The organism is Pseudomonas sediminis (assembly GCF_039555755.1).
In the GTDB taxonomy this organism is placed as follows: domain Bacteria; phylum Pseudomonadota; class Gammaproteobacteria; order Pseudomonadales; family Pseudomonadaceae; genus Aquipseudomonas; species Aquipseudomonas mendocina_D.
On record NZ_CP154631.1, the window covers coordinates 2,245,474 to 2,259,765 of the forward strand.

Annotated in this window: 15 protein-coding genes; 10 read left to right on the forward strand and 5 right to left on the reverse strand. The window is 64.6% G+C overall.

Translation table 11 applies throughout. The features are described from left to right. Positions 1-80 precede the first annotated feature (80 nt). The 6 genes from AAEQ75_RS10685 to AAEQ75_RS10710 all read left to right on the forward strand — a co-directional run bounded on the left by AAEQ75_RS10685 (position 81) and on the right by AAEQ75_RS10710 (position 4,094). The gene (locus tag AAEQ75_RS10685) at positions 81-266 is read left to right on the forward strand and encodes a hypothetical protein (protein ID WP_106733667.1); all 186 of its coding nucleotides are present in this window, start codon (positions 81-83) and stop codon (positions 264-266) included. Between the two features lie 12 nt (positions 267-278). Further along, positions 279-605: an MliC family protein gene (locus tag AAEQ75_RS10690; protein WP_179546051.1), complete on the forward strand. Its 327-nt coding sequence runs from the start codon at positions 279-281 to the stop codon at positions 603-605. 123 nt (positions 606-728) lie between these two features. Continuing rightward, positions 729-1,793, forward strand: coding sequence for a class II fructose-bisphosphate aldolase (gene fba, locus AAEQ75_RS10695; RefSeq protein WP_206409090.1), 1,065 nt, complete (start codon positions 729-731; stop codon positions 1,791-1,793). Between the two features lie 170 nt (positions 1,794-1,963). Further along, positions 1,964-2,440, forward strand: coding sequence for a hypothetical protein (locus tag AAEQ75_RS10700; RefSeq protein ID WP_343352226.1), 477 nt, complete (start codon positions 1,964-1,966; stop codon positions 2,438-2,440). Positions 2,441-2,453: 13 nt separating this feature from the next. Beyond that, positions 2,454-3,554: a PQQ-dependent sugar dehydrogenase gene (locus AAEQ75_RS10705; protein ID WP_343352228.1), complete on the forward strand. Its 1,101-nt coding sequence runs from the start codon at positions 2,454-2,456 to the stop codon at positions 3,552-3,554. A gap of 39 nt (positions 3,555-3,593) precedes the next feature. After that, on the forward strand, positions 3,594-4,094 hold the full coding sequence (locus tag AAEQ75_RS10710; protein WP_343352364.1) for a M48 family metallopeptidase: 501 nt from the start codon (positions 3,594-3,596) through the stop codon (positions 4,092-4,094). A 25-nt stretch (positions 4,095-4,119) separates the two neighbouring features. On the opposite strand, the gene AAEQ75_RS10715 is transcribed toward AAEQ75_RS10710, so the two are convergent. From AAEQ75_RS10715 to yccS, 4 genes are all read right to left on the reverse strand, one after another. Beyond that, a complete protein-coding gene (locus AAEQ75_RS10715) occupies positions 4,120-4,353 on the reverse strand; it encodes a DUF2789 domain-containing protein (RefSeq protein ID WP_343352230.1) in 234 nt (77 codons plus the stop codon). Positions 4,354-4,418: 65 nt separating this feature from the next. Then, positions 4,419-4,901, reverse strand: a complete 483-nt coding sequence (locus tag AAEQ75_RS10720; RefSeq protein WP_343352232.1) for a GreA/GreB family elongation factor — start codon at positions 4,899-4,901, stop codon at positions 4,419-4,421. Between the two features lie 46 nt (positions 4,902-4,947). Further along, positions 4,948-6,753, reverse strand: a complete 1,806-nt coding sequence (locus AAEQ75_RS10725) for a diguanylate cyclase (RefSeq protein ID WP_343352234.1) — start codon at positions 6,751-6,753, stop codon at positions 4,948-4,950. Between the two features lie 57 nt (positions 6,754-6,810). After that, positions 6,811-8,982, reverse strand: coding sequence for a YccS family putative transporter (yccS, locus tag AAEQ75_RS10730; protein ID WP_343352236.1), 2,172 nt, complete (start codon positions 8,980-8,982; stop codon positions 6,811-6,813). Between the two features lie 174 nt (positions 8,983-9,156). On the opposite strand from yccS, the gene AAEQ75_RS10735 reads away from it, so the two are divergent. The 4 genes from AAEQ75_RS10735 to ald all read left to right on the forward strand — a co-directional run bounded on the left by AAEQ75_RS10735 (position 9,157) and on the right by ald (position 12,355). Then, positions 9,157-9,696, forward strand: coding sequence for a TetR/AcrR family transcriptional regulator (locus tag AAEQ75_RS10735; protein ID WP_343352238.1), 540 nt, complete (start codon positions 9,157-9,159; stop codon positions 9,694-9,696). A gap of 63 nt (positions 9,697-9,759) precedes the next feature. Then, positions 9,760-10,461: a glutathione S-transferase family protein gene (locus AAEQ75_RS10740; RefSeq protein ID WP_343352240.1), complete on the forward strand. Its 702-nt coding sequence runs from the start codon at positions 9,760-9,762 to the stop codon at positions 10,459-10,461. Then, the gene (locus tag AAEQ75_RS10745) at positions 10,458-11,141 is read left to right on the forward strand and encodes a glutathione S-transferase N-terminal domain-containing protein (protein ID WP_343352242.1); all 684 of its coding nucleotides are present in this window, start codon (positions 10,458-10,460) and stop codon (positions 11,139-11,141) included. The genes AAEQ75_RS10740 and AAEQ75_RS10745 overlap by 4 nt, the downstream gene beginning before the upstream one ends. 92 nt (positions 11,142-11,233) lie before the next feature. Further along, entirely contained in the window at positions 11,234-12,355 is a 1,122-nt protein-coding gene (gene ald / locus AAEQ75_RS10750) for an alanine dehydrogenase (RefSeq protein WP_343352244.1), read from the forward strand. Positions 12,356-12,394: 39 nt separating this feature from the next. Here ald and AAEQ75_RS10755 read toward each other — a convergent pair whose 3' ends face one another. Beyond that, on the reverse strand, positions 12,395-14,206 hold the full coding sequence (locus tag AAEQ75_RS10755; RefSeq protein ID WP_343352246.1) for an SLC13 family permease: 1,812 nt from the start codon (positions 14,204-14,206) through the stop codon (positions 12,395-12,397). Positions 14,207-14,292: the final 86 nt, after the last annotated feature.

Genomic DNA, 14,292 nt, shown 5'->3' on the forward strand with positions numbered 1-14,292 from the left:
CCCTGCGCCACGGCGGATAAAACCCTGACGTGAACGGGTGGTCTGTAAGAAGACCGGATCATCGAACAAGGAGTCATGTCATGGACAAGTTAGCCGCCCTGGGCGTCATTGGTATGTTGCTGGCCGGTTGTGCCGGCGGTGGTCGTGAAGCGGCCTGCGAGGTGTTCAGCCCGGCGCAGATCGAAACCCCGACCACTCAGGATGATCAGCGTGTCGAGCAGAACAGTGGTGAGCCCACTGGCCCGGCACCGGAACAGCGTTGCTGAGAAGGAGAGACAATGATCGCTATCAGACTTGCAGGGCTCGCCGCCACCGGCTTGCTGCTTGCGGCTTGCAGCAGCAAGCCGCCAGTGTCGGATCAGTGGACTCGCTGGGTGTGCGACAGCCAGACCGAAGTGCTGTGGCGCTTCGCCAATGGCAGTGTCGAGCAGGTGGATGTGCGCCTGGGCGGTGATGACATCGTCTACCGCCTGACCCAGGAGCCGGCGGCATCCGGTGTGCTGTACAGCGATGGACGCCTGTCCTTCCACACCAAAGGTGAGGAAGGCCTGGTCTACTGGACCGCGACCGATGACCTGATCGGCCGCGGCTGCAAGGCCCCGTAACACCTTCGGCGCTGCCGAGACGGGCCGCGGGCACAGGCTCCGGCACGACGAAACTTGAACAACGCCTGCCCCTGCGGCAGGCTTGCACGATTAACGACCTCCAAACCGGGAGACAGAAACACCATGGCACTTATCAGCATGCGCCAGATGCTCGACCACGCCGCCGAATTCGGCTACGGCGTGCCGGCCTTCAACGTCAACAACCTCGAGCAGATGCGCGCCATCATGGAAGCCGCCGACAAGACCGATTCGCCGGTCATCGTCCAGGCTTCTGCTGGTGCCCGCAAGTACGCCGGTGCGCCGTTCCTGCGCCACCTGATCCTGGCTGCCATCGAAGAATTCCCGCACATCCCGGTGTGCATGCATCAGGACCACGGCACCAGCCCTGACGTATGCCAGCGCTCGATTCAGCTGGGTTTCTCCTCGGTAATGATGGACGGCTCGCTGAAAGAAGACGGCAAGACTCCCGCCGACTACGACTACAACGTCGCCGTTACCCGGCAGACTGTGGCCTTCGCCCATGCCTGTGGCGTGTCGGTGGAAGGTGAGCTGGGTTGCCTGGGCAGCCTGGAAACCGGCATGGCCGGTGAAGAAGACGGCGTCGGCGCCGAAGGCGTGCTGGATCACAGCCAACTGCTGACCGACCCGGAAGAAGCGGCGGCCTTCGTCAAGGCTACCCAGGTCGACGCTCTGGCCATCGCCATCGGCACCAGCCACGGCGCCTACAAGTTCACCAAGCCGCCAACCGGCGACGTGCTCTCCATCGAGCGCATCAAGGAAATCCACAAGCGCATCCCCAACACCCACCTGGTCATGCACGGTTCCTCCTCCGTGCCGCAGGAGTGGCTGAAGGTGATCAACGAATTCGGCGGCGACATCAAGGAAACCTACGGTGTGCCGGTCGAGGAAATCGTCGAAGGCATCAAGCACGGCGTGCGCAAGGTCAACATCGACACCGACCTGCGCCTGGCCTCCACCGGTGCCATCCGCCGCATGATGGCCGAGCACCCGAGCGAGTTCGACCCGCGCAAGTTCTTCGCCAAGACCATCGTTGCCATGCGTGACATCTGCATCGCCCGCTACGAGGCCTTCGGCACTGCCGGCAATGCCTCGAAGATCAAACCGATCTCCCTGGAAGGCATGTACCAGCGCTACGCCAGCGGCGAATTGAACGCCAAGGTCAACTGAGCCTGATGCGTGACCCGGAGCCCCGCCTTGTGCGGGGCTTCTGCTTTTTATAGTCGGGGTTCGGCGTGAGCAACGCAGTGAGAGGTAAAACCCTGTAAAACTCCCGAAGCGTGAGGGCAGGCGGGGTGCGCCATAATTCGCGCACTGTCGTTCCGGGAAACTGCCCCCCCATGTCCAGCAAGCCGCGTCTGTTGCTCGCTTTCCTCCTCGCCGTGTTGCTGGCCTCGCTGCTCGCCTCGATCTTCCAGACCCAGACCAACCTCGCTGCCTTGCAGGCGCTCGGTGCACCGATGCCGATGGATGTGCGCGTTGCCACCACCTGCCTCGATCTGCTCGGTTTCGCGCCGACCTTCGCCCTGCTCAGCGCGCTGGGCTTTCTGCTCGCTTTGCCGCTGGCTGCCTGGTTGGCGCGGAGCATGCCGCCGCTGCGTTGGCTGATCTTCGTGCTGGCTGGCGCTGCAGCCATCTGGACGGCACTGGCGCTGGCCAATGCCGTAGCGCCGATGCCGACGCTGATCGCCGCCGACCGCAGCCCGTTCGGCACGCTCGGGCTGATGGCATGCGGCAGCGTCGGTGCACTGCTGTTCGGCCTGCTCGGCCGGCGGGTACGCTACCGCGCGCAGCCGACTTCTTCCGATTCTCTGTGACAAGGCGTTGCCCATGTTGAGAAGCACCCGTGCGCTGATGCTCTGCGCCCTGTTCGTCAGTACGCCACTGCTGGCGCTGGACTACCGTGTTGAAACCTTCAGCGAAGGGCTGGAGAACCCGTGGGCCGTGGCCTTCCTGCCGGACGGGCGCCTGCTGGTTACCGAGCGGGTCGGGCGCCTGCGCATCATCGAAGCCGATGGCAGTGTCGACCCGGAGCCGGTGGCTGGCCTGCCCGAGGTCTTCATCGCTGCCCAGGCCGGGCTGATGGAAGTGGCACTGGGCCCGGACTACAGCGACAACCGCTGGCTGTACCTGACCTACGCGCACGGCTCGCTGGAGGCCAACAACACGCGTCTGGCGCGTGCCCGCCTGGTGGATGACGAACTGCACGACTTCGAGCTGTTGTTCACCGCCCAGCCGCTCAAGGCCGGCGCGGCGCATTACGGTGGGCGCATCGCCTTTCTCGCCGACAAGACCCTGGTGCTGACCCTGGGCGACGGTTTCGACTGGCGTGAGCAGGCGCAGAACCCGGCCAACCACCTGGGCAAGATCGTGCGTCTGAACCGCGACGGCAGCGTGCCGCAGGACAACCCGTTGCTCGGTCAGGAGGGCGCCGCGCCGGAGATCTACAGCCTTGGCCACCGCAACGTGCAGGGTATCTTCTTCGATGCCGAACACAATCGTCTGTACAGCCACGAGCACGGCCCGCGCGGGGGAGACGAGTTGAATCTGATCGAGGCCGGCAACAACTATGGCTGGCCGCTGGCGACCTTCGGTATCGACTACACCGGCGCGCGCATCAGCCCCTACACCGAGCTGCCGGGGCTGACCGCGCCGCTGCTGCACTGGACGCCCTCGGTCGCGCCGTCGAGCCTGACGCTGTATCGCGGCGAGCTGTTCCCCGACTGGCAGGGCGACCTGTTCGCAGCCACTCTGGCCGAGCGCAGCGTACGCCGCGTGCGTGTCCGTGATGGCATGCTGGCGGGTGAGGAAATTCTCTTCGAGGAGCTGGGAGAGCGGATTCGCGATGTGCGCAGCGGGCCGGATGGCGCGCTGTATCTGCTCACCGATAATCCGCAGGGGCGTCTGCTGCGTGTGGTGCCCAGCGAGTAATGCGGCATCCGTTACACTGGCGGTCCTGATGAAAATGGGATCGTGGCGTTGAAGTATCTACAGGGTTATCCGGTCGCCTTGCAGCAGCAGGTTCGTCAGCTGATCGCCGATGATCGGCTTGGCGACTACCTGGCGCAGCGCTATCCGGGGCGGCATGAAGTGCAGAGTGACAAGGCGCTGTACGGCTACGTCATGGCGCTCAAGCAGGAGCACCTGAAGAACGCGCCGGCCATCGACAAGGTGCTCTACGACAATCGGCTCGACCTCACGCACCGCGCCCTTGGCCTGCATACGGCGGTTTCGCGTGTGCAGGGCGGCAAGCTCAAGGCGAAAAAGGAGATTCGTGTTGCTTCGCTGTTTCGCGATGCGGCGCCGGCCTTTCTGCAGATGATCGTGGTGCACGAGTTGGCGCACCTGAAAGAGAGCGATCACAACAAGGCCTTCTACAAGCTGTGCGACCACATGTTGCCGGGCTATGCGCAGATCGAGTTCGACCTGCGCATGTACCTGACCTGGCGTGAGATGACAGCGGCGAACTGAGCCGCCGATGTGCTGACCTGTGAGCTCAGCCGTGCAGGCGCACGTTGAGCTGGTCGACCACTGGCGCCCAGTCGGCGTCTTCGAGAATTTCCTCGCGCAGCAGCGCGGCCTGCGCCGGCGTCCAGAACGGAGCCTCGGACAGTTTGCAGGCATCCGGCAGCGGCGAATGGGTGCTGATGAAGGCGTTGATGCTGGCGGCATCGTCAGGCAGGCCGAGCTGCTTGAACAGGGCTGGCAGGCTGTGGACTGGATTTTCCATGGTATTGGCTCTCGCTAGACGTGGTGTTCATCGCTAATTACCAACCCTAGCCCAGATAGTTCCACTCACGTGGCTGCCAGCACCTCGAAAACCTGCTGGCGGCTTCCTATTGGCAGGCTTATCTCGTCGCCGGGCTTCTTGCCAAGTAGCAACTTGCCAAGCGGTGCGGTATTGCCCAGTACCTGGATGCTCTGGTCGGCCAGTTGCAGTTTCATGCTGGCGCCTGGTGGGCCAATGAACAACCATTGTTCGTGGCCATCCTCAGCCGCAAGCTGCACCAGCGCACCGAGCTCGATACCTAGCTCGATATCGAACGGCCGCGGGCGCAACTGGCGCCAGGTGATCAGGGTCTGGCGCAGTTCTTCGACGCGGCGCGCCTGGCCGCTGGCCAGGTAGGCCGCTTCCAGTCCCAGGGTGTCGTACTTGTTCTCGGCGACGTTCTCTTCGTGGGTGGCCGTTTCGTGGGCGCTGAGAGCGGCGAGGCTGGCCTGTTCTAGGTCGGCCTGCAGGTGGGCGAGTACGTCTTGCAGCAGTTGATTCTTGTCCATGGCGGGCTATCGGGTTTGGGGTGATGAGAGGGGCAGCGGCCCCTCTTCAAAGCTGTTGGGTGGCCAGCTGTACGCGGTTGCGGCCTTCGGCCTTGGCCCGGTACATCGCAGCATCAGCCAGGCGAATCAGCAGAGTGGCATCGTCGGCACCGTGGCTCAGGGCGATACCGATGCTGGCGCCGACGCGTACGGCACGATCTTCCAGGTACATCGGGGTGTCCAGGCCTTCCAGCAGGCGTTTGGCCAGGTCTTGGGCATCCTCGGCCGATTGCACGTTCTCGCAGATCACCACGAACTCGTCACCGCCCAGGCGCGCAGGCAGATCGGTATCGCGCACGTATTGCCGCAGGCGCTGCGCCACTTCGGTCAGTATCAGGTCGCCGTAGCCATGGCCATGCTGGTCGTTGATCGGCTTGAAGCCGTCCAGGTCGATCAGCATAACGGCGAGCAGTTCGTTGCGGCGCAGGCTGCGCGCCAGAGCCTGCTCCAGGTGTTGCTGCAGGGCGGTGCGGTTAGCCAGCCCGGTCAGCGGGTCCTGCAGCGCCAGCTCGCTGAGGCGCTGATTGGCCTGCTCCAAGGCCTGGGTGCGTTCGGTTACGCGCTTGGCGAGGATCTGCTCGTTGAGCTGCAGCGCGGCTTCGCGTTGGCGCTTGAGCTCGTTGAAGCGTGCCGCCAGGGCGAAGGACAGCAGGATCATCTCCAGCCCCGAGCCGATCTGCATGGCGTACAGGGTAAGGAAGTTCGACGGAATCAGGGCGAAGTTGCGTAACGCCAGCAGCACCGCGCCGGTGAGTAGCATCAGCCAGGCCAGGGCGAACAGGCGAGCGCCGGGCACCCGGTAGCCAATGCAGACGAAGCTGGTCAGCAGCAGCGTCAGGGTGGCGATCAGGCCGGTCAGCGACATCAGCTGCAGCGCGCGCTGCAGTGGCAGCAGCACACTGGCCAATACGGCCCCACCGATGGCGACGGACAGCATCAGCAGGCCCTTGTCCCAGCGCGGCAGCCACTGGCGGGTGTCGAGAAAGCTGCGCGCAAACACCACCGACAGCAGCGCCGCCGTCGTCAGGCTGACCGGCAGCATGCGGTTGCTCCAGGGCGCGGCTTCGGACCACAGATACTGCGCGCCAAGGCCATTGAGTGACAGCACGCTGAGGGCGAAGGCGAACATGAACAGTACGTAGTTGAGGAAAGGCCGCTCGTGCAGGGCGAGAAACAGCAGCAGGTTGTACAGCCCCAGGGCGATCAGCACGCCGAAGTAGATGGCGTGCACCAGATAGCCGTTCTGGCTGTGCTGTTCGAAGTCGCGCGAAGACATCAGTGCGCCGCTGAGGGTCATGCTGCCGCGCGAGTCGACGCGCAGGTACAGCATGCGTTGTTCGCCGGGCTGCAGAACGATCTCGAATACCGGGTTGCGATGGCCAACGCTGCGCTGCGCGTAGGGCACGGTGTCGCCGCTGCGCGACTCGCGCACGGCATCGGCGCCGATGTCGTACAGACGCACCTCGTCCAGCGAGGCGTAATTCAGTTCCAGGCGCCAGACGCGTGTTTGCTGGGCATCCGATTGTAGCGCCAGGCGCAGCCAGATCACCCCCGGCACGTAGCCGAAGCTGAGGTCACGGCGGTCCAACGAGGATTGGAAAGGGGCATCGACAGCGCGAACGTCGTCCAGGCTCAGGGTACTCTGGGGATCGGCGAGAAAGTCGACCAGGCCGTAGAGATCCTGTGCTGCGCTGCTGTCACCCAGGCGCGTACTGGCGAGGGTGGCCTGGCTGGCCAAAAGCAGGCTGCACACCAACAGCAGACCCGGCAGCGAGGCCAGGCAGGCGAGGGTGGTGTGTCGATTGGCTGGCATGGGCAAGGTCTGGGAACTCGGCGTCGTCAGATAGTGGCAGAAAGCCCCATGAGCCTGCTAGTGGCGATCCTTCTGCAGATGCGCGGCCAGGGTGCGCAGTGGCGCCAGCTGGCGGCAGATCAGCGCCAGTTGCGTCTGCACCAGACGTTGGCGTTCGTCGACGTCGTCAGCAATCTGCTCCAGGCTTTGCGCCAGTGCCTGTTCTTCATCGCTGTGGATGGCCAGCGGCTGCTCGCCGCGCAGGCCGGTGGCGATTTCATCGAGACTGCTCGCCAGCGCTTCGGCCTGTTCCAGCAATTGTGCCTGGGCCGCCTGCGGTAACTGCTCGCCACGATGGGCGCCGAGCCCGGAGAGATAGCTGAGCAGGGTGTGCGACAGCACCAGAAAGCGAAAGCCGAGGTCGGCGTCCTTACGGAAGTGGCCAGGCTCCATCAGCATGTTGCCGAGGGTGGTGGACAGCGCGGCGTCGGCGTTGTGCGCATTGCGTCGGGCCAGGCGGTAGCCGAGGTCGTCACGCTTGCCGTGTGCGTACTGGGCGATGATCTGCCGCAGGTAAGCGCTGTTGCAGCTCAGTGTGTTCGCCAACATGCGCCCCAGGCGTCGACCCTGCCAGTCCGGCAGGATCAGGAACACCGCCAGCCCGGCCAGCATACCGCCGAGCAGGGTGTCGACCAGGCGCGGCAGGAACAGGCCGTAGCCATTGCCGATCTGGTTGAAGCAGAACAGCACCAGCAGGGTGATCGCCGCCGTGGCCAGGGTATAGCGGGTGCTGCGTGTGGCGAAGAAGGCGACCCCGGCGATCACGGCAAACAGTGCCTGGATGCGTGGGTCGGGGAACAGATCGAACAATGCCCAGCCGAGGCCCAAGCCGATCAGGGTGCCGACGATACGCTGCACCAGCTTGAGACGCGTGGCGCCGTAGTTCGGCTGGCAGACGAACAGGGTGGTCAGCAGAATCCAGTAACCCTGAGTCGGGTGGATCAAATGCAGCAAGCCATACCCGGCGGCCAGGGCAATGGACAAGCGCAGCGCGTGGCGAAACAGCAGCGAAGTGGGCGTCAGTTGCTGGCCGATCCGCTCGATGACCTCGCGCAACGAATGCGGCTCGCGGTCCAGCAGGCTGCTGTCCTGCTCATCGGCCAGAGCGTCGGGGTTGCTGGCGTTGCCGAGCAGCAGGTCGAGGCTGGCGAGGTTGCCGGCCAATGCACCGAGCGAGCGCAGCAGGCGGCGCCAGGCCGGGTTGCTTTGCAGGTGCAGGTGGTCGAGCGAGGCATGCAGGTCTTCCAGGGCCTGGCTGCACAGCTCGCGGTATTCGAACGGCTGGCGCAACTCGATGGCGCTGCCCAGGCGCTGGCAGGCTTCGCCGTGCAGGCGCAGCAAGCGCTGGCAACGAAACAGCACATCACTGTGGAAGAAGGCTTCGGCCAGTTCGTTGTAAGGGTAGTGCGACGAGCTGGCGCGTTCGTGAATGTCCTGGGCGAGGAAGTACAGCTTCAGGTAGCGATTGACCTTCGGTGCCGGCCGACCACCCCCGACCCGGTGCAGGATGATCTCCTTGGCCGCGTTGAGTGCGGAGACTACACGGCCATTCTGCTTGGCCAACTCCAGACGGCGTTGTTCCACATCCAGCTGGCGCACAGGTTCGAACAGCGCTGCCTTGAGCTTGAGGTACTTGCCCAGTTCGCGAAACAGCCGGGCCAGGGCGAGTTGCACCGGCTGATGGGCGAACAGCGCGTGCCAGATCACCGACAGAAGGCCGTACCAGGCGGCACCGGCCACCAGCAGTAGCGGCTCCAGCCACAGGCCGGCAACACCGCCGCGCTGCTCGACGCCGATCATGCTGTACACGGCGAGGATCAACGTGCCCGAACCCAGTGTGGCGAAACGCTCGCCGAGCGCGCCGAGCATGGTCAGACAAAAGGCGGAAAAGGCCAGGGCGATGACAAACAGCCAGGGATAGGGAAAGAGGAACTCCACCGCATAGGCTGCTGCGCTGAAGCAGGCCAGGGTGGCCAGCACCGCGCCGAGGCGGCCTTGCCAACTGTCGTCGGTCTCGGTCAGGGCGCTGGCGATGATGCCGAGAAACAGCGGGATCAGCCCATGCATCCAGCCCTGCCACCAGCACAGCGAAAGGGCTCCGGCCAGGGCGATGAATACCCGCAGACTGGCGCTGAACTTGTCCAGTGCCCAGAGGCGGCGCAGTGATTGACGGAGGCGAAGGCGGGGCATACGAAGCCTGATCTGAAGCGATGCATGAAGCCTACCGGAACTCATCGGTCACTGGGTATCGGTAGCGATACGCAGATCGTGTTGATTATTTGGACCGATTGGTTCTAAATTCGGCATATGACGACACGTGGACGCCCCAAAAGCTTCTGCCCGGACCGGGCCCTGGAAAATGCCATGCAGCTGTTCTGGCAGCGCGGTTATGAGGCCGCGTCGCTGCAGGACCTGCAGGCGGCCACCGGGCTGTCCAAGAGCAGCCTGTATCAGACCTACCCGAGCAAACAGGCCTGGTTCATCGCTGCGTTCAGCCGCTATGTCGCTCAGCGCCGCGCTTTGCTGCTTGAGCAGTTGCAGGCCAGCGCCTCGCCGCTTGCCTTCATCCATGAGCGCCTGCTCAGTGTGCTCGAAGATGACGGCCCCGGTGGTGTGCCGCGAGGCTGCATGCTGGTCAACGTCGCTAACGAGTTTTCTCTTTCGGAGCCGGCGCTGGTACCGGTTCTGCGGCAGGCCACGGCGGGTGTCTGCCAGGTGTTCGAAGAGGCGTTGGCGCGTGCCGTGGCCTGCGGGGAGCTGCGCAACGGGCAGGACCTTGCGGCCCGGGCAGGCTACTTGCAGTGTGTGATGAGCGGGCTGCGCACGCAGGTGAAATCCGCGGTGCCGGCGGACTCGATTCGTGCCACCGTGGCCGTGGTGATGGCGAGCCTGGACTGCCAGTGAGGCAGCCAGTGCCGGGTCTTCGTTGGTTTAATTCTGGACTGATTGGTTTTGAATGGAGGTGATATGCGCGAGTTGTTCGAACTGTGCGGCGCCGATCGCGAGCTGCTGTTCTCGCCCTACTGCTGGCGCGTCCGCCTGGCCATGGCGCACAAGGGGCTGGACTGGCAGAGCCGGCCGATACGTTTCACCGACAAGGAACTGATCGCCTTCTCCGGGCAGAAGCTGGTGCCGGTGCTGAGCGACGACGGCGAAACGGTGCACGACAGCCTGGCGATCTTCACCTACCTGGATCGGCGTTATCCACAGCGCCCGTTGCTCGGCGAGGGCCTGGCGGCCGAACGCGCCCGTCTGGTCGAGCGCCTGAGCTTTCACATGGTGCGCATACCGCTGTTGAAGATACTGATCCCGCGCGTCTGGCAGGTGATCGACCCGGCTGACCGTGAGTATTTCCGCAGTAGCCGCGAGCAGGCGCTAGGCATGAGCCTGGAGGCGTTCGCCGATCCGCAGGGTGGTGAGCGGCTGTTCCGTGAGGGCGTGGCGCCGCTGGAAGCGTGGCTGCGTGATCAGCCCTTCCTCGAAGGCCAGGCGCCCGGTGGCTGCGACTACCTGCTGGCCGGCATGTTGTTCTGGGCATGGTGCCTGGGCGCACAACCCTGGGCCGACGATTCGGCGCTGGGCGCCTGGTTCGCGCGCATCCTGCAGGCGTATGAGGCGACTCACGGCCCGGTCAAGCGGGCTGCGATCCACGTGGAGGAAAAGCAATGATCGACCTGTACTACTGGACCACACCCAACGGCCACAAGGTCAGCATCTTTCTCGAGGAGGCCGGGCTCGACTACCGTATCGTCCCCGTGCACATCGGCAAGGGCGAGCAGTTCGCGCCGGCGTTTCTCAAGATCGCGCCGAACAATCGCATTCCCGCCATCGTCGATAACGCGCCGGCTGATGCTGGCGAGCCCATTGCCCTGTTCGAGTCCGGGGCAATTCTCGAATACCTGGCGGACAAGAGCGGGCAGTTCCTGCCGCGCGAGACGCGGGCACGCTTCGACGTGCTGCAGTGGCTGTACTGGCAGATGGGCGGCCTCGGGCCGATGGCAGGGCAGAATCATCACTTCGTGCGCTACGCACCGGAGCCGATCCCCTATGCCATCGACCGCTACGTGAAGGAAACCGCGCGCCTCTACGGTGTGCTCGACCGCCAGCTGGCCGGGCGCGAGTATGTGGCGGGCGAGTATTCCATTGCCGACATGGCCATCTACCCCTGGGCCAAGCTGTGGAAGATGCAGCAGCAGAAGCTGGAGGACTTCCCCAACATGGCCGCCTGGCTCGAACGCATCGATGCACGCCCTGCGGTGCAGCGTGCCTACGCGCTGGTAGAGCAGGTGAATGCCGATCCGCAGGCATTGCTCACGGCTGAGGCGCGGCGCCTGCTGTTCGGACAGTGACGGACGGGCGAACTTTCTCGCGGATTTTCCTGTGATACGGCTCACGCTTTCCTAGACTTCAGACTGTTGGCCCGCAATGGTTGGAGATGGTGATGCGAATCGGCGTACCCAAGGAAATCAAGAACCACGAATACCGCGTCGGTCTCACGCCGCAGTCGGTGGCCGAGCTGACCGCGCTCGGTCATGAGGTGTGGGTCGAAACCCATGCCGGAGCCGCCATCGGTTTTGCCGACGCGGATTACCTCGAGGCCGGGGCGCAGATCGCCAGGAACTCGGCCGAGGTGTTCCAGCAGGGGCAGTTGATCGTCAAGGTCAAGGAGCCGCTGGCAGTGGAGCGCGCCAGGTTGCGCGCCCATCACACGCTGTTCACCTACCTGCACCTGGCGCCGGACCGGGCACAGACCGAAGAGCTGATGGCCGGCGGCGCCACCTGTATTGCCTATGAGACGGTGACCGATGCACAGGGGCGCCTGCCGTTGCTGGCACCGATGTCGGAAGTGGCCGGACGCATGTCGATCCAGGCCGGGGCCGGCTGCTTGGAAAAGGCCCGCGGCGGACGTGGCGTCCTGCTCGGCGGTGTGCCAGGCGTGGCGCCGGGTAAGGTGGTGATTCTCGGCGCTGGCGTGGTCGGTAGCCATGCCCTGGCCATGGCGGTGGGTCTTGGCGCCGATGTCGCGGTGCTGGACAAGAGCGTCGACGCACTGCGCCGGCTCGATGCCCAGTATGGCAATCGCATCACCACGCTCTATTCCACCCGCGCGGCGGTGCGCGAGCAGGTATTGGCTGCTGATCTGGTGATTGGCGGGGTACTGATTCCCGGCGCCGCCGCGCCGAAGCTGATCAGTGCGGAGATGGTCCGGCAGATGAAGGTGGGCGCAGTGCTGGTGGATGTCGCCATCGACCAAGGCGGCTGCGCCGAGACCTCGCGCGCCACCACCCATGCCGAGCCCACCTATGTGGTCGATGATGTGGTGCATTACTGCGTGGCCAACATGCCTGGCGCGGTGGCGCGCACCTCGACCCTGGCGCTCAACAACGCCACGCTGCCGTTCGTCGTGGCGCTGGCGCAAAAGGGCACGCGACGAGCCTTGCAGGAGGACCCACACCTGCTCGCTGGCCTCAACGTCGCGCGCGGCATCATCACCTGCGCCAGTGTCGCCGAGGCACATGACCTGCGCTTCCAGTCACCGGCCAGCGTCATCGAGCAGCTCTGAGGCAGGGTAGCCCCGGTGAACGGTTAGCCTGGCGGCGAGTTACAGCGGCCAGACCCAGAGCAGCAACGGGATGCTGACCAGTACTACCAGGATCTCCAGTGGCAACCCCAGGCGCCAATAGTCGCCGAAGCGAAAACCACCAGGGCTGAGAATCAGGGTGTTGTTCTGATGGCCGATGGGGGTGAGGAACGAACACGAGGCGCCGATGGCCACTGCCATCAACAGCGCGTCCGGGCTGACGCCAAGTTGGCTCGCGGCGCTCAGCGCAATCGGGCACATCACCGCAGCGGTTGCCGCGTTGTTCATGAAGTCCGACAGGGTCATGGTCACCACCAGCAACAGGGTCAGGGTGATGATGGCGTTGCCCTGCGCCAGATTTTCCATCAGCACTCGTGCCAGCAGATCGGCCGCGCCTGTGGTGGACATCGCCCCAGCCACCGGGATCAACGCTCCGAGCAGCACGATCACCGGCCAGTCGATGGACTCGTAGACGGCCCGCAGCGGCACCAGGCGCAGCAGCATGTAGGCCAGCACCCCGCAGGCGAAGGCGATCGCCGTGGGCAGCAGACCAAAGGCCGCCGCGATGATGGCCAGGATCATGATGCCAAGGGCCAGGTTGGCCTGACGTGGATCGGGAATGTTGATGGCGCGCGCCGCCAGCGGCACACAGTCATAGTCGCTGGCGAACTCACCGATATCCTCGGCGCTGCCCTGCATCAGCAGCACGTCACCACCCTGGATCAGGGTCGAGCGCAGGCGCTTGATCGAGCGATGGCTCTGCCGTGAGATGGCCAGCAGGTTGATGGAGTAGCGGCTGCGCAAGCGCGTGCTGCTGGCGGAGCGACCGATCAGCGAAGAGTCAGGTTTGACCAGCAGTTCCTGCATTGCACGGTCTTCGTCGTTGCTGACTTTCTTCTCGGTGTCACTGTTCTTGTCGTTCTGTTGCTCGGCCTCCCTGGCTTCGCGCTCGGCTTCCAGCAGCAGGTCCAGCTTGCCGAGCACTTCGCCCAGCTCTGCCGGGTCGGCCTCGATCACCAGCACGTCGTCGGCCTGCAGCACACGCCGCGGGTTGGGGGCAGTCAGGCGCAGCTTGTTGCGCACCATGGCCACCACCTGGGCGTCGGCTTCATCGAGCAACTGTTCGATCTCGCGCAGGGTCTTGCCCTCGGCGCTGCCGCCTGCCTTGACCCGCGCCTCGGTCAGGTAATGGCCAGTGTCGAAACTGGCGGCGTTGCCCACTTCGCGCTTGGGTACCAGGCGCCAACCGAGCAGGCTGATGAACAGTACGCCGGCCAGCGCCACGGCCACGCCGACCGGGCTGAAGTCGAACATTTCGAAGGGACCACCGCCATGCTGGGCGCGGAAGCTGGAGACGATCAGGTTTGGCGGTGTGCCGATCAGTGTGGTCATGCCGCCGAGGATGGTGCCGAAGGCCAGAGGCATCAGCACGCGTCCTGGCGGCAACTCCAGGCGTGCGGAAATCTGCAGGGCGATGGGCATCAGCAGGGCAAGGGCGCCGACGTTGTTCATGAATGCCGAGAGCAGCGCCCCGAGGCAGGTCAACGCGGCGATGGACACTAGAGCGCCCGCGCCGCTGGGCAGCAGGCGTTGTGCCAGGCGGTTGACCGCGCCAGTGCGCTGCAGGCCATGGCTGAGCACCAGCACGCAGGCAACGGTGATCACCGCCGGGTGACCGAAACCAGCGAAGGCGTCGCGGTCTGGCACGATGCCGACGATCACGCAGGCCAGCAGCGCCCCCAGTGCGACCACATCGTGGCGCCAGCGACCCCAGATGAACAAGCCCATGCTGGCGATTAGAATAGCGAAGATCAGGCCTTGTTCGAACGTCATGATGCGGCGTCATCCCTGTGATTGCAGCGTTGCATAAGCTGTTCACAGCAGAGTCTGCGCCGCGCCGGCAGTTCCCGGCGCGCCTT